Below are 20,726 nucleotides of genomic sequence, written 5' to 3' on the forward strand. Positions count from 1 at the left end.
CTGTTTGTTCAATACGCATAGAGAGTACAATACTTATTTACTATGTTATAAGATTTTTCATTTCCACTCTGTAACAAGATTCTAGCATTCTCTCCTTGAATCTCAACTTAAATCTTAAATCCACCAATTAACTCTTGAAGTTCTTCCGCCATCTGTGCTAATTGTATTGCTGAAGAATTTATCTCTTCCATAGAAGCATGTTGTTCCTCAGATGAACCAGCTATCGTTTGCATACTTGAAGAATTTTCTTTTACAGCCATAGCTATTTGATCAATCGATGTATCAACTTTCATTGCATCAGTTGTCATTTTATTTGATAGTTCTACCATACCATGCACTTTTGATACAATATCATTTGCAGATTTTGAAATCTCATAAAAACTTTGTTTTGTATCGTTCGCAACTTTAATTCCCGACTGTACTTCTACTCCCACTTCATTCATAGCTTTTACAGTCTCATGTACGTCTGCTTGTATTTCCTTAATTAAGCTTCCAATTTCCATCGAAGATTCGGATGATTGCTCTGCTAGCTTCCTAACTTCATCAGCAACAATTGCAAACCCTCTCCCCTGTTCCCCAGCTCTAGCTGCTTCAATCGCTGCATTTAATGCTAATAAATTTGTTTGTTCCGCAATATTTTGAATCGCTTCTAATATACTGCCAATTTGCTGTGATTTCTTATCTAATAATTTTATGACATTATCGGATTGAGAAACAGAGTGATGGATAGACTGCATTTGTGTTACAGTTTGTTCTACTAATTGTTCACCTTCATTGGCTTTTTGTTTAGTGTATATGGATGAAGCCGATACTTCAGAAGCATTCTCAGCTACGTATTGAATATTTCGTGTTACCTCACCAATTAATTCAGCTCCAGACTCAACTTCATTATTTTGAACCTCTGCACTGTTCGAGATTTCTTCCATCTCTTTTGTAATTTGTTCTGTCGCAACACTTGCTTGCTCTACACTAGCAGTTAGTTCCTCAGAAGACGCAGCTACATGTCCTGCAGATGTGTTAATTTGAGAAATAATATTACGTAACGACTCTGCCATTGTATTGAAACTACCGCCTAATTGACCAAGTTCATCCTTTGAACGAATATCTATTTTTTCGGTTAAATCTCCCTGACTAATTCTTTGGGCCGAAATAACTAATTGTCTTAGTGGATTAATAATAGATCTAATTATGAATAAAATTACAATTCCACCTAACAATAATGAAGCCCCTATTATAGTGAGCGTTTTATAAAAAATAGGATTGGTAGCTTCTTCAATTTCTTTCGTAGGCATTACCCCAGCTATCTTCCAACCTGTTTTTTTATTTGTCTTAAAGCTTATGTCTCGATCTTCACCATTGAGGCTATAAGTAATTACTCCATCTTCTTTCTTGTACAATTCATCCGCTAAACTTTTCTCTAATTTCTCTCCAGGCTTTAGTGATGGATGAACAACTATAGTTTTATCTTGACTAACTATAGATACAAATCCTTGCTTTCCAATTTTTATCATTTTGGATGTTTTTACTATATCTGTAATATTCAAATCTACGCCAATGACACCACTTTTATCTGCATTTTGCTTTGCAATTGCAATTACCATATTTCCTGTAGACTTTGATTTATAGGGAGATGAAACAATAATCTCTCCATTTGCTTTTACTGCATCCTTATACCAACTACTTTCTAACGGATTAAACCCTTCTGGTATCTTGCCAACAGGTGCATGAATAAATTGATTGTTACTAGATGCCGTATAAATCGTTTCTATCTCTGGATGTAACTGTATATATTGATCAAATTTACTCTGTACATTTTGCGATTGTTCAGGATTATAATCACCTTGTGTAAGTACTTTTGCAAAATGAGTGACATCTATATGCTTATTTTCTAATTCATCATCAACAATCTTATCTAATATACTTATATTATCTTTTGCTGATTGTAGAATTGTTTCATTAAGATCTGTTTTTGCTTTATTATAAGATGATACTCCTACGATAAGACTTGGTATAATTAATATTGCTATAAATGCCATAGACAACTTCGTTTTAAGCTTTATTTGTCCCAATCTTTCTTTTATATTAAACACTAGATACTTCTCCTTTTCATTTTTACTACTTATATAGTTTATTTAAATTTTTCTCCTTTACTTTTCCACATTCATTTATGGAACCATAATCACATCCTATAATTCAAACTTTATAATTTAGCGATTTAAATTTCACAGGCAGAGTTTTATCTGTCCTCCTTTTGAATATATTATTTTTGTAGATTTAGCAATTATTAGACTACGAATTATTCCAAATAAACTGGATGAAACATATACTTTATTTTAAAAATAATTATTGGATTTTTTGAATGAAATCCTTACCATAATAAATTCACTAAACATAACTAAGTAAATCTTTTCTTTTAATAATTATATTTAACTGCCTTTTAACCATTCTAACTGTATCACTTCATTGATTTATCTACTTATTACAACCACTTTTGTTCAATTAAATCACTAAACCATAAATTCCAAATAGGAGAATAAAATAAATTAGAGAATTACATTGTAACATGTATATATGAGTTTTTAATATTAAAATTTAAAACTTTACTATTTTTCATATGCAATATTACATGCGAAAAGCTTTACTTTTTTTGTTACACTATATGTGATTTTTCATCCAAAAATCTACCCAAACGCATATTTATTTATATGCCACCCTAATTGATGAAAGTGAGAAGAATGTTTATCATTTTTCTCACTTTTTTATATTTTAAATGTTTGTACAAAAACTCTTTAGATACTCTAATAATCCATACGTATAAATCATATAATAAAAATAAACTTAAAAAGAGTATTAAAATTCTAAATTTAACCTTTAGAATCATTTATTTTCTAAAAAAACAATTCCACATCTTTATCAACTCATTTTAGAATATTTAAACAATAATTTTATATACAAACTCTGCATAAATTATTCATTTTCTTTTATATAACACCTACTTTTTTACTTCTGATAAATTATTAAACATTGGATTATTATACACACACCCAAAAACATGAGGTATTTTGTAGAATTTTGTCTATCAATATGTATGTACACCCTTTTGTAGTGGATATAGACTGTGAGGTGTAAGGAGATACCTTACAAAATAATAAAAAGGAGATTATAAAATGAGTAGATTAACAAAATTCTCAAAGTTAGCATTTGCAACTTTAATCGCGGGAAGTAGTTTAAGTACCTTTGTTTCGTCGCACAGTGTACAAGCTGACACCTTAGATCCTAATTACCAAGACACTGTAAATTTCATACCACCTTCTAGTGCTAGGCCAGCATTGGAACAAAAAAACACTATTGTTCCCGAATCAAAAGTTATTAAAAACCATTATGTAAAGTACTCTAAAGCACATTTCCAAACTAAAGAAAGTATACCAAAAGAGATTTATTATTCTTCAGAAGGCTTTAAGGGCTATATACAGGCAAGTACCGTTTGGGATATGGGCGATCATTTCGCAACACTATATTCCGGAACCGTTATTCGATGTTAGACTTTTAATCCCTTCTCTGCTAATGCTTATAATGATCAATAGCTCACTGCCAATACTGTAATGTCTATTGTTCATAAAATAAACCACAAAATCTTTTGATTTCATGGTTTATCAAATATAAAGATAATGCTAAACGAATACTCTAACATTACCTTCCCCAAAGTTAATTATAGAGTATTTTCAAAAAAAAGACACTCTTGTAGTGTCTTTTTATAGTATTTTTAAAGAATCACGCCTACTAACACCTTTTTGTTGCGCCTATTCGTTTATTTCAATATAATACTTTTCCATCTCGTATATGCAATAGATAATGATAGCTAAACTCTAACTGACACCATAATAATCATGTGTGTAGAAGTCATATCCTGCCTTAATACCTTTCTCTATTACAACCAATGTAAATCCTAAAGCCACCCATTTGTTAATTTTCATCTTTATAAACGTTAAAGAGATAATTATTAAAAATAAAACATTTGTAAGATGATTTATCATTAGCTCATATTTTTGAATGTATACTGCCATTATACAAGCAACGCTATTGGTCGCAATACCAAAAGCAACCACCGCTCTCCAAATCCTGTACGAAAGTCCCACTCCTGAGTCAGTCCCTTCCTAAACAAATATCCTTTTCTTTAATTCGTTCCTACACCCTATTCAAGATATGCTAAATTATCCTTGTCTGATGAATATCTATTTATCTTTTCATATAGAGCAAACAAAATCTCGACTCATAATTTTTTCTTTATTAGGCAAACTATGTCTAAGCCGTTTGAACTAGCGGCTTCACTCTTCTGGTAATGGGATAGCACAATTTATTGAATTGACTAACTCATTCAACCCACTGGCACCGGCAGGCAACAAAATAGTTGTCTGCCATTTTCATGTATCCTTTTTGAAAATGTAATAAAGATAAGATCCTGTCTACTTTTGGTATAGAACTTTTTCTTTTCACATATACTATTTTTGAACCTGTTTACCAATACGTGTTCCTTATAGTGTCTTGAATTCCTCCTAAAAAGGGCTGCAGATATGTGAACTGTTTACCTAAAGAAAAGACACCCAAAAGGTGCCTTTTCTTCTTTTAATCTAAAATCTTTTTTCCTATTCAGTTAGATCCCATTATCCCTGTATCCTAAACCTCATATTTAAAGGCAATTTAATCATGGTACTCAAGAGTTTTCATCTATTTCAATATATCTATAATTTAATTTCCAATCATATTTCCAGCATTATATTTGCTTTCTTACAGATTTTCTGTCTTGTTCTTAATTCTGTCAAAATCCTCATGCAGCTATACAAAGAATATATGCTATTATGATTCTAAGAAACTATGTGTTCCCTTAACCCTGTATCCGGCCCTGTATTTTTACAGGGTCTTTGTTTATTTTATTTACTTTTACTGGCTTATCAGAGTTAATACACAACCAATTTCAATTAAAATCGTTTAAATGTTAGTTAGAATTTGAAATAATATATCTATTACCTTTTTTAACAAATGAAATCTACTATTAGATTTCTAAATGTATACTGTACTAAGTGCCATTTAACACTATACAAATAGTGTTAAATATCTTAATTGAATATTAGTAATAGTAAGTATAAACATTATCAATTTACTATATATTACATTTATGCAAAAATAGATGTATGTTAAGCTTATTCAAAATCTTTCCCCTAATAAAGATTTGAAGTAGCATTTCATGATTCTCCTTACTGTTAATATGCCTTGAAAAAGAACCCTATAGGGTTCTTTTTCTTCTCATTATAACCTCAGTAAGTCCATACAAAAAGGACCGCTAATTACCTGCAGCCCTTTACACATTAATATACACTTGTATTAAATACTTAACACTTTATTGTATTAGGCATTCATACATACTAAACATGCCATTATCATTTAGACATATAACACTTTAAAGTTTAGAAGTATACAATAACAAATCGTTCCCAGCTTCCAGCTACATAACTAGTAGCTGTTAATTCTCTACCACCATTTGCTGATATATACCTGCCATTACTGAGTGCTTGTAATACATATATCCTATTGTCTCCACCATTATATAAGATAAACTTTTCCCATGCCCCAATTGATGTACGATCTGCTACTACTCTACCATTTGGCTCAAACGAAACATACTTCCCATTACTTTTGGCTTTTAAAGCGTACGTATATAATTCTCCAGTCGGAATTAATTCGAATTTCTCCCATTCATTAACTGCATTACGATTTGCTGTTACATTTCCCAAAGGCTCAGCAGAAACATATTGTAAATTTGCTGCCTGTATAGCAACTGTCCAACTTCCATTAAATAAATTCACGCCTTTTAATGTAGCTGCTTTTGATAGGTTGGCTGCAGATACATCATTGGATGGTGTAATCATAAATATCATTAAAACCATCGACAACACCATTAAAACTAAATTTTTTGAGACTGTATTACCTCTTGCACGTGTTATAAACCTTTTCATTCCCATTCCTCCCTTAATATACATAGAACTCATATACATCATACCAAATATGTAAAACATTGTAATATTTGAGAGAATTTATCAACAAATACCCTACTATTCTGTTTCTTTTTTCTCAAATCTATTGCACTTAAACATTTATTAATTCAAAAACATATTTATAAAAAAATGTAGCATTTGATGGGAACGAGAGTATATAAAAAAGAGAGCGTATTGTTAAATAAAAGCCAAATAGCCATTCATAATGAACGACTATTTGCATATAACTAATAATTAGAATGTTCTTCATATTAATCTATTTTGTTTAATCCCGTTGAAGTAACTTGATAGATTCTTTTTTTGCCTATATATTCTTGTTTATTATTCTCAAAGTTAATAAGTGTAGCGCGTGTCTTTTCCTTTACTGCTTCCCCTTCTATATGGGTAAACTCAATGTAATCTCCCACTTTTACCGGCACGGTTTGACTTTCAGCAGTTTGTTGACTATTTCCCACTATATCCTTATTGTATACAACACTACCGGTTGAATTCTTTACTGTAATACTTGCATACGTATTATTAAAGTAAGAATGTGGTACGCCTGCTTCTAAATTCACCTGCATTTTCTCTGTTGTTCTATTATAATCTACTTTTGCGATTTCTCTATCACTATATCCTTTTAAAGACCAACCAAAATGATTGCCATCTAAAACTGTTGCTTCTGGCATTTTTTCTACTTTCTTCAGACCTTCCTTTGTAACTTGGTATATTACTTTTTTTCCAAAGCTTTCTTGTTTACTGTTGCCTACATTTGTTAAAGTAGCTCTATGCACACCTTCTAAATGTGTCAGCTCAATATAATCTCCTACTTTGACTGGAACCTTTTGTGATTCAGCATTTTGTTGTTTGTTCCCATAAATGTCTTTATTGTACATTACTTTACCTGATGCATTTTGTACTTTAATACTCGCATATGTTTCATTAAAATAATGATGTGGTACGCCTGCTTTTAAATCAATTTGCATTTCTTCTGTTGATTTATTGAAATTAATTTTAGCAAACTCAAAATCACTAATTCCTTTTAGGGACCATGCAAACTGCTTTCCTTCTAAAATACTAGAAGAGTTCGGTATATCTGAATTAAAACCTAAGTTATCTAATATAGATTTTAGATCAGGTAAAACACCTATTCTATCATTCCACGGATCTTGAGATTTTGTTCCTGTATTCGGATTACTTAAGATATTTCTTAATTCGACTGGTGTATAAGGAGAGCCGCGATGTTCTTTAGCAATACCTTGTATCGAAGTTGCTGCTCCAGCAATAATTGGTGAAGCACTTGATGTTCCACTAAATGTTGATGTATATAAATTTGTAGTATTTTGACTTGGATTTGCTGATGTTGTATCAACATTTTCTCCCCATCCATATACATCTAATCGACTTCCATAATTTGAAAACCATAAACGTTTATGTGGAACAGTTGATGATCCCGCCCCAACCATAATAGCACCTGAATCCTTGAAGTCTGGACTATTTCGATTTAAGATCTTTTTTCCATTACGATCTTTAAAATTATCTAAGTCGTTTGAACCATTTGCGCCAGCTTCTATAATAATAATCCCTTTATCTGCACCAACACGAATTGCATCAAAAATATCTGGATGTACTTCTACAGGCAAATATTTATCCCCATATCCATCATACGAAGCTTGTGCCTCTAATAAAAGAATATCTCCCGCTTGTAAATTATGTACAGCACTTAAAATAGCATCCGCCGTATTATAAATTCCATTATCCCTGATCTGGGATATTACTTTTACATTTGCTTTTGGTGCAATTCCAATATTTCCAATTTGATTATCTTCAGATGAAACAATTCCTAATACAGAAGTACCATGAGCTCTATGCTGGCTTATATTTTGTCCCGACATAAGCTTAATATTTTTATTGACTAAATCCTCATGGTTCAATAACCATCCATATTCCATATCCACAAAAGTTGTACCCTTCCCATCACCACCTTTAATGCTCCAAGCATGCGAGGCATTAATTCCCTTTGGTGCCGCTTCAAGATATCCTTGATTTTTAAATCTAGGATCATCGTACGGATTAACAGATAAATCTGGTAACTGTATTTCAGGGGGTGTCAAAATTTGTTTTTCTTGTATATAAGCCTCCTCTACGAGAGGAGATGTTTCAAATTTTTTCAGTAATAATTCTATTTCTATGTTATTAGGAGCTTGTACAATATAATAATTTAATAAATTATTAGCTGATTCATTAGCAACTGATTTAGATTGTACTGATAACTTTTCAATCTCTATCGGATTTACAGATGAGAACAGACGATTCAAAGTAAGTTCTGTATTTTCGGAAAATAACTCCTTTAAATTGTTATCATAATTTCCATTTTTTATTCGTTTCTCAATACCATCTTCATAAGGTAAGTCAATTTGATTTTTAAACTTTACAATTAATCTTTCTTCCTGTGAATCTCTTTCTTTGTATGTGACATTATAAGATTCAGCGTAAACTTTATTATGAATACTATCATTTTGTAGGATTAGATCTGTTCCTACAAATGTGGTCATTGCAATTGATGAAATTAGAAACCCTTTGAATATGTTCATACTATACCCGCCAATCTATTTTCTGTTGAAAATTTTTTAATACGTATAATAGTTAAGATTTTTATATAATATATAAATCAATAATTTAAGTTTTGTAATGAAATCTATGACTTTATTACTAATCCCATTGAGGTAACCTGATATATTTTTTTCTTCCCTATATATTCCTGTTTACTATTCTCAAGATTAGTAAGTGTGGCGCGTGTCTTTTCCTTTTGTGCTTCTCCCTCTATATGAGTAAACTCAATACAATCGCCTACTTTGACTGAAACGGTTTGGCTCTCAGCATCTTGTTGTCTATTTCCTATAATTTCTTTATTGTACAAAATATTACCGGATAAATTCTGGACTTTAATGCTTGCATACGTATTAGTAAAATAAGAATGGGGTATACCCGCTTCTAATTTAAGCTGCATTTTTTCTGTTGCTTTGTTATATTCTATTTTCGCTATTTCTCGATCATTATATCCCTTTAATGACCAAGCGAATTGATTTCCATCTAAAACCGTTGTTTCTGGCATTTTCTCTACTTTCTTCAAGCCTTCTTTTATAACTTGATATCTTGCTGTTTTTCCAATGGTTTCATTTTTGTTATTTTCAAGGTTAATTAAAGTTGCTCGCGTTTTTTCCTTTGTTGCTTCTCCTTCTATATGGGTAAATTCAATGTAATCCCCTACCTTGACGGGTACAGTTTGGCTTTCAGCATTTTGTTGTTTATTTCCCACGATTTCCTTATTGTACAGAACGTTACCAGAAGAATTCTGGACCTTAATACTCGCATACGTACTAGCAAAATAGGAATGTGGTACACCTGCTTCTAGTTTTACCTTCATCTCTTCTACCGTTTTATCATAATCTACTTTTGCAATTTCTCTATCACTATATCCTTTTAATGACCATGCAAACTTGTTTCCTTCTAAAATTGTTGCTTCTGGCATTTTTTCTACTTTCTTCAGGCCTTCCTTTGTAACTTCGTATATGGCTTTTTTTCCAAAGCTCTCTTGTTTACTATTATCTACATTTGTAAGAGTAGCTCTATGTACACCCTCTAGATGTGTTAACTCTATATAATCGCCTACTTTGACTGGGACTTTTTGCGATTCAGCATTTTGCTGTTTGTTTCCATAAATCTCTTTGTTATAGACCACTTTACCTGATGTGTTTTGCACTTTAATACTTGCATATGTACTATCAAAGTAGTCATGTGGTACACCTGCTTTTATATCAATTTGCATTTCTTCTGTTGATTTATTTAAATTTACTTTCGCAAATTCAAAATCTCCAATCCCTTTCAACGACCATGCAAATTCATTACCTTCAAAAATGTTTGGAGATTCATTTTTGATTTGTACCTTTTTCTCAACAGTTTGATCAAATATATCCGTTAATACAATTTTTGCATAAGCATTTGTTGGTAATGATATAGATTGACTGATTCCATTTTGATAAGATTTAATATCATCAATTACGTTAATAGGTTGGCCCGTCATATTTTCATTGTTATAAATTTCAATTTTTCCGTTAAATTGCGGTGTACTATTTTCTTTTAGTTTCCAAGATACATTTAATTTTTCATTTTCATAATATATAGATTGGATATCAAAATCTAGTTTTCCTATTTCAGGTTGAGTAGGTTGATTTAGGGTGAATATTTTTCCTGCCCCAATAGTAGACTGCGTATTACCTCCTGCTTTGACCCATACATATTCTGAAGTAGATCCTCCATCATATTGATAAGTATTATCATGCGTTCCAGAAATACTTTGATTATTCCAAGAACTCCATTGTTTATCAACTAACTTTCGGCTATAACCATTTTTCAGGCGCGCTTCTCGGACATTCTGTCCACTATCAGCCCAGTCTTCTTGAAACATTCCTAACCCATGATTAAATACAACATTAGCAACCGGAAAGTCCATAATTGCAATTTGATGCCATTTATTCTTTGTTACATCTTTCATCCATTGTCCAAATTTAGTATGACCATTTTCTTGCCATGAACGCATTGTCATTGTGTACCAATTGTAGTCTTTCCAACCATAAGTTGTTTGAACCTTCATTCCTGTTCCTTCTCCTCCAAAGGGTCCAGCTTGCGAATTTGGAGATAAGTATTCGGCCTTTATTGCTTCTTTAGAGGAAATTGGATCCCATAAGGCAAAATGTAAAGTACGTTTTCCATTTTCATCAAACCCACTTTGTTGTTGAAAACCAGCATATCCTCCAGCTTCACCACCTGCATTCCAGTTGTGTACAGCCCAGTACGTATAAGGTGGTGTCTGAACTGGTGACCAGTCTATACTAATAATATCTGAGGCAGGTATATTTTGGGGACTCACATAAACTGCTGGAGCAGCTGAATGTGTTGCAGCCTTAGTGTGCGAAATAGACGTTCCAAACATAGAAAACATGCTACATGCTGCGGTCATTATAATAACTTTATTAAATCTTTTCTTCGTTTTCTGACTAATCACTAATCTACATCCTTTTCTAATTTTTATTATTGAATAATAACTTAGTAGAGAAATCTATCAAAATTCAAACAACATCCAGTAACTCTTTAAATTACTGGATGTTGTTCTATCTTCACATCTGATTGTTACATATTAATTGATTGTAATAGGTTTCCATAACGATAGTGCAAATATCCAATTCGGGTCACCATTTCCTTGGTGATTTTGAACAGCTTCATACACTGTCCCTTGATGTTCTACTTTATCGCCCTTTGTATATGCCTTCTTTGGATCCCATTTTTCATAAGATACATTTTGATCTTTGGTTTTTACAAGAAGAATTTCACTTTGGATTGATGTATTTCCAGCTGCATCTACAGCCTTCACTGCATATTTGTATTCCTTATTAACTGTTAAGTTTTGATCAGTAAACGTCGTTCCTTGTACCGTTTGAATCAATTGTCCATCGCGTAATACCTGATATTCTTTTACACCTACATTATCTGTAGAAGGATTCCATTTTAGCTCTACACTGTTAGAAGTAAGGTTGCTTGCATATAATCCTTGTGGCTGTGTTGGAGCTTCTGTGTCCGGTTTCGGATTAACAATTTGATTTACTTTCTTCAGACCTTCCTTTGTAACTTCGTACATGGCTTTTTTTCCAAAGCTCTCTTGTTTACTATTATCTACATTTGTGAGAGTAGCTCTATGCACACCTTCTAGATGTGTTAACTCAATATAATCTCCTACTTTGACTGAAACTTTTTGTGATTCAGCATTTTGTTGTTTGTTCCCATAAATGTCTTTATTGTACATTACTTTACCTGATGCATTTTGTACTTTAATACTCGCATATGTTTCATTAAAATAATGATGTGGTACGCCTGCTTTTAAATCAATTTGCATTTCTTCTGTTGATTTATTGAAATTGATTTTTGCAAACTCGAAATCACTAATTCCTTTTAGTGACCATGCAAACTGGTTTCCTTCTAAAATATTATTTACATTAGGCATATCTGGTTTAATTGGATTAGAATCCGTACCCTTCCAAATCTCTGCTGTTAAAATCGGATATCCTAATGCAGCTACTTTTTGAATTGTATCGTTATTTGGACGTAATCCCCACTTCTCAAAGAAAGGAATTAAATTTTGTTTGGCTACTTTTGATGCTGAAATCATAAATAGTTGTTTTTTATTTTCATCAGTTTGTGGAAGTTCACTTGAAGGCATGTCTCTATACAATTGATGTAATTTAGGATAGAAATCCTCTCCATACGCTAACTGTAGTTGCCAAAGCATAACAAGCTTTACAAAAACATCGCTAATTTCATCATAATTTTTATTCACTTGCTCTAGATATTGAAATGCTTTTGGATAAATTCCACTTTTCTCTAAGTTGGATGGTTGATTAAATGCTTTTTCTACAGAAAGGCTGTATATATTATTTTGTACTTCTGTCATATTATAAAACTTCCAGGGCGATTGTTGTCTCAAATGTCCTGCCTCATGCCAAGGGCCCCAGCCATCTGTTATAAATTTATTAATATCTAACACGTATTGGATTGCATCTCCTACATATGCTGTTCGATAAGAAGTTGCATACATATAATAATCAGGAGAATGATTTTCTTCTACGTAATGAACATAATGTTTATCTACTTGTTCTTCGGATAATCCAGCTACTTTGTCTTGAATTCGAGTAGCTTCATCCATCTTTTTTAAGAGTTGTACAGGATCTGTATTAGAACCCAACAAATATTTCTTAACACGTGCAGGGCTAGCCGTAATTAATACACGTTCTCCTTTTAACTCTACTGCATGTGCATTAGGATACTGGTCCAGCATGTTTATTAAATCTTGTTTCGTATGCTTTCCTAGTTCAAATAAAGGCGTAGTCGTTCCACCTGTTGTAATTGTTGTTCGAATGCTACCACCTTGCTGTTTATTATAAAAATAAATCAGCCCCCCATTTGGAGATTGGATTGTGTTTACACCAGGTTTTAATGTAAATGATTTTATCTTAGAATCTTCTCTCCAAGAAGCATCATACGAATACGTTCCAATATATACCTGAATATCTTGATTACCTTCTACATTAATCGTTATTTGTTCATTTGGCTTTGCATATAAACCAGTTGGTTCATATGGACTAAATGCCATACTTTTTCTTTCCTGTTGTTTCAGTACCTCAACATCCCCTTTTCCTGGGACTGTAAATGTTCTATTTTCTGATTTAACTGATTTTTCACTTTGCAGTGATGTCGATAAACTTTTTTGCTGCTCCTTTTGCTCCGCAAAGACATCTGATGAAGAAATCATTCCAGTCGCAAGCATAGTTACTGTAGCAGTAGCTGCAAGTATTTTTCTAGTTTTATGTTTTGAATTATTCCCCATATTTTCTCCCTCATTATTCCTTAGTACTCTTAAGGTTTTTTTCTTCTTCATGTTTTTACAATCTAAACTATTCATACTATTTAAGTTGTGTCTATTACTCTATATTTTTTCATAAGTATCTCCTCTTTTTTATTTATTATTGTATATAAATGTTATTTGATGACACATTAAATAACAACTTTACGACAAACTCACCGATAACAGCCTATTATGTTTTGATTCTGTATTCTAAACTTACATCCAATTAGAGAAATATATCCAATTGGAGAAATAAGTAAATAAATTACAACATTTAAGGATTGGAATCTCACAAAAAATTCATAAAACTTTTTTCGCTTTAAAGGTTTAGACAATTACGACCACATTTGTTTGAACCTCCACAATTTTTTCTAAGCTATTCTCTAAAAAGCTTATTTTTCGTTGTAAATAAACCTGATTGGTACTCTTTATGCAAAAGAAAAGATGGAATCTTTAATTCAACTCCACCTTTTTTCGAAATAAAAAGCATCTAATTCTATTTGAATTAGATGCTTACATTTAGTCCTTAAGCCTAATATTCTAAACTATTTACGCGTTTGTAAATCTTTTTTTATTACATCCCAGAGTGAATTATCTTGACGCATCGGTTTATCCTCTTCATCCCATTTTATTTTTCCTGTTCCCAATTCATAATTCATCCCTGTCCAAGTGTCTTCACGGAATGCATAGAATGATTTATGCCATCCTTTTTGGTTAAAGATAGAAATAAGATCTTGCATGTATTGGGTAGCACCTGGAACAGTACGGTTAATTCCAAACTCCTCTGCAATAATTCGATTAGATGGTACATGATTTTTCTTAGACCATTGTTGGATTGGCTTCAAAAACTTCTCTAATCCCTCCTTATTCCACATTACAGGTTTCTCTAAGTCTCCTACTTTTACTAATCCTGGATATTGATATTCCTTATTTTTCTTTTCACCTTGACTCGTTAATTCATATGGTTCATACATATGAAATGCGTAAAGCGTTTTTTTATCCTTTACTGGCTTTAAGTATTTAAAGGCCCATGGAGTAGCATATAAACCTGAATCTAAAATAACTGGTGTTTCTTGGTCTACTTCACGAATGGAATTGATCACCTTTTGATAAAATCTGTTTAAATCCGCTGTCGTTCCCTCCACTTTTGCATACCATTTCTCGTAATCTTCTGTCCAAAAATCATTATATCTATTATTTTTAGCTGTTTCTGGATGTGGTTCATTTATAATATTATAACCAACCACCGCGGGGTGATCTTTTAGTTCCAGAGCGAGGTCCTTCCAAAATTGACTTGCTTGTTCTTGATACTTCTCTTCTTCCCATATTCTGTCGTCATTCTTATTATTATTAAATTGGCGCCATCGATCACCAGGTAAGGATAACATTGTAACAACGACTTTCATTCCTTGTGATTGTGCGGCATCTAAATCCGCCTTTAATTTTTCTAGATCTTCCTTTACTAATCCCTGATAGTTATCTGAATTACCTATGAGAAAATCCTTTCCAGAAGTATCTGGTTTATCTTCAAATAGAAAATCTTTATCTTTCGCCCATTTATCAGGTGCTAAACGAACATATTCAATATTAGCTTCTTTTGCACTTTTATAGTTTTCAGGTAATGACGTACTATTCATGAAATTAGTACCCTTTCTTTTCGAATCCCAAAAACTAATTTTTGAATCGCTCTTATGATAAGTATCAGCTCTTACATTCATTTCCTGTACTCCAAAACTCATCATGCCTAATAACGCAACAATTGGCAAAATTTTTTCACAACTTTTCCTTCTTTCTCTTTATATTTTACACACATAACTTACCTTTGTTTTGTTACAGGAATATGGCATTTTTTCAAAAATACATTTTAAGTTTATAAAAAGAAAGAGTTAATTAGAAAGTTGCTTTATTTGCTGAAAAACAAAAAAAGGAATCCTTTACGGATTCCTTTTTGCCTTGCACTCTTTTTCAAATAGTGCATTATTGCACCTACTTTTAGTATACCTTATAATTCATACAAAGCAAATAAGAATAAACAGAATTCAATTCTTTATTTTCATAAAAAGATGTGAGTTTAGAAATTAATTATACTAGACTCAATTACGAAAGATTTAAGTTCTTCCACCAATAATCATTAGCTTTTGGCTATACCAAACTGAAATGCACCTATAGCTTTATTATCCCTCTTCACACGGTTAAGGAAGGCGAATTCTTTCGGTAAATTCGTTAAAATGAGCAACTGTTTTAATTATTTACTTCATTCCATAATGACAAAGCAAAAATCCAGTTTGGATCTCCATTCCCTTGATAACTTTGAACTGCCTCGTAAACCTTACCCTCGTGAACTACTTTATCCCCTTTTTTATACGCTTTATACGCATCCCATTGTTCATAAGTGTTTTCTTGTCCTTTTGTAGCAATTGTTAAGGCATCACTTTTCATTGATTCATTGCCAGCTGTATCAACAGCAGAAACTACATACTTATATATTGTATTCGCTCGTAAATCTTTATCCGTAAATGAAGTTGTATTAGCAGTGCCTATTTCTTTCATAACACCTCCATCTTCTCTGTAGACAATATAATGATTCACATCTATGTTATCTTCAGACGGACTCCACATTAAGTCGATACTATTCGTAGTGGTTCCCATACTGTGTAATCCTTTAGGCTGAGTTGGTGCTTCTGTATCTGGTTTTTCCACTGTTGTTTTAACAACTAACGCTTCACTTTCCCTTGATATATTCCCTGCAGCGTCTACTGCTTTTACTGTATACGTATACTCAGTGTTCGGGCTTAATTTTTTATCAACTACACTTGTACCCACTACAGTATTAATTAATTGACCATTACGTAATACTTGATATTCTTTGACCCCTACATTATCGATTGCAGGCTTCCAACTAAGTTCTACACTATTTGAAGTAGCTTTTACGACTTGTACTCCAGATGGCTGAGTTGGCGCTTCTGTATCTGGTTTTTCATTATTTATTAGATTCACATCGATCACATTATAGAAAGCATTTACAGTATCAGCTACATCCCAAACTGCTAATATGACATGATATCCACTGCGATCAGTTGGTACATTGATTTTATGTGATAGATTATTAGATGCTGCAGAACCATCGTGTTTTACAGTTCCTATTGGTTCAAAATCCACTCTTGTTAAAGGTTTATTTGGATTCCATCCTTTTTTTGTAATGTAATAGTGCCACTGACTTGTTGAATGAGGAGCAGTATATTTCCAAGTGAATGTATTCTCCCCGCCCTTAATAGTATTCTTAAACCATCGATCAGCTGTTTGTTGATCAAGAATTCCACCAAATAGGCCTCCCGCTGAAGCAATTTTCCCATCAGCTGGCCCGCCTTGCGGGAATCCCTTAGGTGCTTCTAAGCTTTGCGGTTCATACATTATATTTCCACAATTTGAATTCAGCGCCCCATAATTTTGACTGCATAAAGCAGCACGGCTACCTGGCTTTTCAACGAACCCATGTGCATAGGCATTTTGAGGAATTAAAGTTGTACCCATAATTCCTACTGCTACTGCAGCGGCACTTAATCCTTTTTTATTTGTAGCTATTTTTTTTAACTGTTTAAAGAATTTTTTGTTCATTTTAATAGTCCCCCTTACTAATTTCTTCACTTTATTAAGAGCATGAATGTAAATGAAAGCTAAATATACATAACTTCATACTCAACTATTCATTTATCTTTATAACATTCAAATAACTATATAATTAAATTATTACATAATAATTTATTAAGCTTACAAAGAAATTGTGACAGTTATTGGACTTTCTTCAACTACCATCCTTTCTTACTTAAAAATTATACGTTCCATAGCTTGAATTAAAAACTTACACTTCAATATAATATTCTGAAATTCATCCTTTCCAAATTTCATTCTTCAAATGATTATACTTTGATCAACATAGAAAAAAGTTTCCCCTATAATTAGGAAACTTTTACTTATAATTTACCTATAGCCCTAAAATTTCTACAATCTGACGAGCTTTAGTATTATCAATATAATAATGCATCTCTAGTCCTTTTCTTTCTGCACGGAGTACAATTCCTCTTAACTTTGCTAAGTGTTGTGAAACAGTGGATTGTGGAAGTTTTAATATTTCTGTTAACTGTGTAACATTGCACATTTTATGATGTATTAATTCACTTATGATTTTTAATCGAACCGGATGCGCCATTACCTTCAATACATCTACATCTTCTTCACGGATTTTAGCTAGATCATTATTAGATATTACTGTTAACATTTCGCATTCTCCTTTATTATTAATTTCTACTTTCCTATTATCCTTATAAGTAATACTTATAGATAATTACAATTTTTCCTGTTGAGAAAATACATTCTACTCAATACAAAAAGACACCTATTCCGAAAACAGTTTTTTACCGTTCCAATGAATTGGTGTCTTATAATTTTTTAACCAGACTCTTTTTATTCAAATTATAATTTCTACATAACTTTGAATAATGCTTTCTAAGCAAAAACAATACTTCCACTCCTCGTTTCAAGAAAAGTTTAATTGAAATATTTACTTTCTCATATTGCTAAACCTATAAGAACCCTCTACTCATCTCACCTTTTACATCATATATTATTTATTTCTCAACACAAAAACATGGAATAAAAATTCCAATAATGGTAATATAATGGTACCTTCAGTTGTTAACTGTCATCCCTTTTTTTAATCCCTGTCTTTAAAGACAGGGATTTTAAATTTCCTTAACTAAAACTGTCTATTAATTATTAGCCTAAAACTTCAATAAGCTGCCATTATAGTAGAGAGAGGCTTTCATATTTATTCATTCCCCTTTCATGCAAACATGCTATTTTCCGACTCAATTCAATCACATCACGTTTGCTTGAATTGTTAATGAGAGAACTATAAATCAAATATAATTTGGTTATCATCATTAACTTATTTTTCTGAATTTTATTGAAAAATAAGTATAATACAATTAAACGAACTGGATACTTTGCTATAATGGTAATATATAACATTAGTAGACTTTTATAGGATGGGGGAATATATAATGATGGTTTCAGCTAAGGGGAATAATGAAATTACAAAGCTATTAAACGATTGGTATGTTGAAATCCGCTCAAGGCGTATAGGTAATGCACATCAATTAAAAGAAATAATTGATTCTAAGATGCATAATATTGAAGAGGATCAAGATTTATTACTCTACTACTCACTACTAGATTTTAGATACCAATTTGTAATTGATAATTTAAGCGTTTCAAAAAGCAGTTTTGACAAAGTTGAGGCTTTTGATATGCCTACAGATAATTTCTTAGCTTATTATTATCACTTTTTCAAAGGGATTCATGCCTCTACTATTGGCGAATATCAAATCGCAAAGGAGAGTTATGAAAAAGCAGAAAAACTTTTAGACTGCATTCCTGATGAATTGGAAAAAGCGGAATTTTATTATAAAGTTGGAGCTTTCCATTATGACATATATCAAGGGCTATTATCTTATAAAAAAGTATCAGAGGCAAGAGAAATCTTTGCTCAACATGCTGGGTATGAGATCAATGTAGCATTCTGTGATAATCTTATAGGCTTAGCTTGTACTCATTTGAGAGAATGGGAGCTCGCTGAAGAATATTTCACGAAAGCAATGGATATGTTCCAAAAAATAGACGAAGAACAATTTATTTTAATGGTGCGTCAAAATTTAGGGTTAATGTATGCTACTCAAAATCTTTCGCCATTAGCCATTAGATATCTTTCAGAAGTAAATCAAAAAATGCCTAACAATTATAAGGCTCTTTTTATTGAGGCAAGGGAACACATGAAGGAAGGAAATCACTCCGTTGCCAAAGATCTCATAGCAAAAGGATATTCCGTTTGTCAAGAGATTGAAAATATAGAGTATCTACACCATTTTAAAATATTAGATGCAATGAATGGAGGTTTTCCTGCCGAAGCACTTGAAATGACAGTGTTAAAAGGCGTATCATATTTTAAAGAGCAAGAACTTTTCGAATTCATTAAGGAATACGAAGAATATCTTGCTACTGCATTTTATAAAGAGAATAACCATATTAAAGCAAGTCATTATTTCTATTCATGTTCTCAAGCAGGAAAAAAAGTTATTGAGAAGGAGGCATTAAAATGAAAAAGACAATTCTCGGTTTAGTTGGTGTAATTACTATTTTTACTTTAATGTTTGGTGCCCAATCCCCTACAGAAACACATAAAGCTATTGATGTTATTCAATATGCACACGGAAATCATGGTGGTTAAGGTCTTAATTGAACGAGCATAAAATCGCACAATACACTCATAGCCATACTGACGGATATTAAATGAATAAAGGTCTTCACTTCATTGTGAGGGCTTTTTTTTTATAAGAACCCCAATTATAACATCTTTAAAATCTACTATATGTGAACTACCCGCCACTTAACGTCCTAACGGACTGTTTGAAGTGGGGGCTTCTCGGTTAGTCGTTACTTTTGGTAGCTAACGAATTCGTCCTAAGACAGCCGAGCTAACTCCCTTGTTCCAAGGGTTATTTTATTGCTATCTATGCTAACGCCAATAGGTGTATTGCTTCATTTTTGATATTGATAGCTGCGTTATAATCTCTATCGAGATTTACACCGCATATACAAGAATAGACTCGCTCAGACAATGACATATTTTTCACATTTCCACAACTGCTACATGTTTTTGTGGAAGGAAACCATTTGTCTATTTTCACAAGTTGTTTGCCTTGTTCATGTAGTTTATAAGCTAAAAAAGAAGTGAACATACCCCAACCATTGTCAGCGACACTTTTTCCAAAATGAAGTGCTTGCGACATTCCTTTCATATTTAGATCTTCAATAGCTACAACATCAAAATGAGTAGCTAACTCTTTAGACTTATGATGAAGGAAGTTCTTACGTTGGTTTGCTACTTTTTCATGCAGCTTAGCTACACGGATACGTTGTTTATTCCAACGCCCTGAACCTTTTGTACGTCTTGATAATACTCGTTGAGCCTTTGCTAACTGGTCTAACATTTCACGATAGAACTTAGGATAATTGGCTCTCTCATCCTCAGAACTGACGTATAATTGATCCATCGCAAAGTCTAATCCAACAATTGTTTCTACTTCTTTTTGTACGATCTCTTTTTCGTATTCAGTCAAAATGGACACATAGTATTTACCAGTAGGTGTCATAGAAATCGTACATGACTTGATTATATGGCCTTG

The 20,726-nt window shown here is 32.3% G+C and carries 11 protein-coding genes and 2 pseudogenes; 3 read left to right on the forward strand and 10 right to left on the reverse strand.

Going from position 1 to position 20,726, the window contains the following annotated elements; genetic code table 11:
- Positions 1–107: 107 nt before the first annotated feature.
- Positions 108–2,090, reverse strand: coding sequence for a methyl-accepting chemotaxis protein (locus ACTFO4_RS23065; RefSeq protein WP_440014407.1), 1,983 nt, complete (start codon positions 2,088–2,090; stop codon positions 108–110).
- A 1,077-nt stretch (positions 2,091–3,167) separates the two neighbouring features.
- On the opposite strand from ACTFO4_RS23065, the gene ACTFO4_RS23070 reads away from it, so the two are divergent.
- A complete protein-coding gene (locus tag ACTFO4_RS23070; protein WP_440014406.1) occupies positions 3,168–3,542 on the forward strand; it encodes a hypothetical protein in 375 nt (124 codons plus the stop codon).
- 258 nt (positions 3,543–3,800) lie between these two features.
- Here ACTFO4_RS23070 and ACTFO4_RS23075 read toward each other — a convergent pair.
- The 8 genes and pseudogenes from ACTFO4_RS23075 to ACTFO4_RS23110 form a co-directional block, all read right to left on the reverse strand.
- Positions 3,801–4,136 (reverse strand): annotated as a pseudogene (locus ACTFO4_RS23075) (hypothetical protein).
- A gap of 1,326 nt (positions 4,137–5,462) precedes the next feature.
- On the reverse strand, positions 5,463–6,011 hold the full coding sequence (locus ACTFO4_RS23080) for a fascin domain-containing protein (RefSeq protein ID WP_000819427.1): 549 nt from the start codon (positions 6,009–6,011) through the stop codon (positions 5,463–5,465).
- Between the two features lie 290 nt (positions 6,012–6,301).
- Entirely contained in the window at positions 6,302–8,623 is a 2,322-nt protein-coding gene (locus ACTFO4_RS23085) for a putative mucin/carbohydrate-binding domain-containing protein (protein WP_440014405.1), read from the reverse strand.
- A 104-nt stretch (positions 8,624–8,727) separates the two neighbouring features.
- Positions 8,728–11,094 (reverse strand): putative mucin/carbohydrate-binding domain-containing protein, encoded by a 2,367-nt coding sequence (locus tag ACTFO4_RS23090; protein ID WP_440014404.1) that lies wholly within the window; start codon positions 11,092–11,094, stop codon positions 8,728–8,730.
- Positions 11,095–11,226: 132 nt separating this feature from the next.
- Positions 11,227–13,467, reverse strand: coding sequence for a M60 family metallopeptidase (locus ACTFO4_RS23095; RefSeq protein WP_440014403.1), 2,241 nt, complete (start codon positions 13,465–13,467; stop codon positions 11,227–11,229).
- Between the two features lie 563 nt (positions 13,468–14,030).
- Positions 14,031–15,298, reverse strand: a pseudogene (locus ACTFO4_RS23100) (glycoside hydrolase family 5 protein).
- A gap of 428 nt (positions 15,299–15,726) precedes the next feature.
- Positions 15,727–17,100, reverse strand: coding sequence for a lytic polysaccharide monooxygenase (locus ACTFO4_RS23105; RefSeq protein ID WP_440014402.1), 1,374 nt, complete (start codon positions 17,098–17,100; stop codon positions 15,727–15,729).
- A gap of 367 nt (positions 17,101–17,467) precedes the next feature.
- Positions 17,468–17,761: an ArsR/SmtB family transcription factor gene (locus tag ACTFO4_RS23110; protein WP_000958631.1), complete on the reverse strand. Its 294-nt coding sequence runs from the start codon at positions 17,759–17,761 to the stop codon at positions 17,468–17,470.
- A 784-nt stretch (positions 17,762–18,545) separates the two neighbouring features.
- Between ACTFO4_RS23110 and ACTFO4_RS23115 the strand changes: the two genes are divergently transcribed.
- The gene (locus ACTFO4_RS23115) at positions 18,546–19,640 is read left to right on the forward strand and encodes a tetratricopeptide repeat protein (RefSeq protein WP_272763871.1); all 1,095 of its coding nucleotides are present in this window, start codon (positions 18,546–18,548) and stop codon (positions 19,638–19,640) included.
- Positions 19,637–19,768, forward strand: a complete 132-nt coding sequence (locus ACTFO4_RS23120; RefSeq protein WP_000751016.1) for a hypothetical protein — start codon at positions 19,637–19,639, stop codon at positions 19,766–19,768. The genes ACTFO4_RS23115 and ACTFO4_RS23120 overlap by 4 nt, the downstream gene beginning before the upstream one ends.
- A 283-nt stretch (positions 19,769–20,051) precedes the next feature.
- Here ACTFO4_RS23120 and ACTFO4_RS23125 read toward each other — a convergent pair.
- Positions 20,052–20,726: RNA-guided endonuclease InsQ/TnpB family protein (locus ACTFO4_RS23125; protein ID WP_440018868.1), on the reverse strand; the 675-nt coding region annotated here is incomplete at its 5' end.

The sequence above is a fragment of the Bacillus cereus group sp. MYBKT14-1 genome, from assembly GCF_051915185.1.
In the GTDB taxonomy this organism is placed as follows: domain Bacteria; phylum Bacillota; class Bacilli; order Bacillales; family Bacillaceae_G; genus Bacillus_A; species Bacillus_A cereus.

What these genes read in the sequence shown, in the direction of transcription:
- ACTFO4_RS23070 (WP_440014406.1), top strand. Translation starts at nt 3,168, where the DNA reads ATGAGTAGATTAACAAAATTCTCAAAGTTAGCATTTGCAACTTTAATC.
- ACTFO4_RS23080 (WP_000819427.1), bottom strand. Translation starts at nt 6,011, where the DNA reads ATGAAAAGGTTTATAACACGTGCAAGAGGTAATACAGTCTCAAAAAAT.
- ACTFO4_RS23085 (WP_440014405.1), bottom strand. Translation starts at nt 8,623, where the DNA reads ATGAACATATTCAAAGGGTTTCTAATTTCATCAATTGCAATGACCACA.
- ACTFO4_RS23095 (WP_440014403.1), bottom strand. Translation starts at nt 13,467, where the DNA reads ATGGGGAATAATTCAAAACATAAAACTAGAAAAATACTTGCAGCTACT.
- ACTFO4_RS23105 (WP_440014402.1), bottom strand. Translation starts at nt 17,100, where the DNA reads ATGAACAAAAAATTCTTTAAACAGTTAAAAAAAATAGCTACAAATAAA.
- ACTFO4_RS23110 (WP_000958631.1), bottom strand. Translation starts at nt 17,761, where the DNA reads ATGTTAACAGTAATATCTAATAATGATCTAGCTAAAATCCGTGAAGAA.
- ACTFO4_RS23115 (WP_272763871.1), top strand. Translation starts at nt 18,546, where the DNA reads ATGATGGTTTCAGCTAAGGGGAATAATGAAATTACAAAGCTATTAAAC.
- ACTFO4_RS23120 (WP_000751016.1), top strand. Translation starts at nt 19,637, where the DNA reads ATGAAAAAGACAATTCTCGGTTTAGTTGGTGTAATTACTATTTTTACT.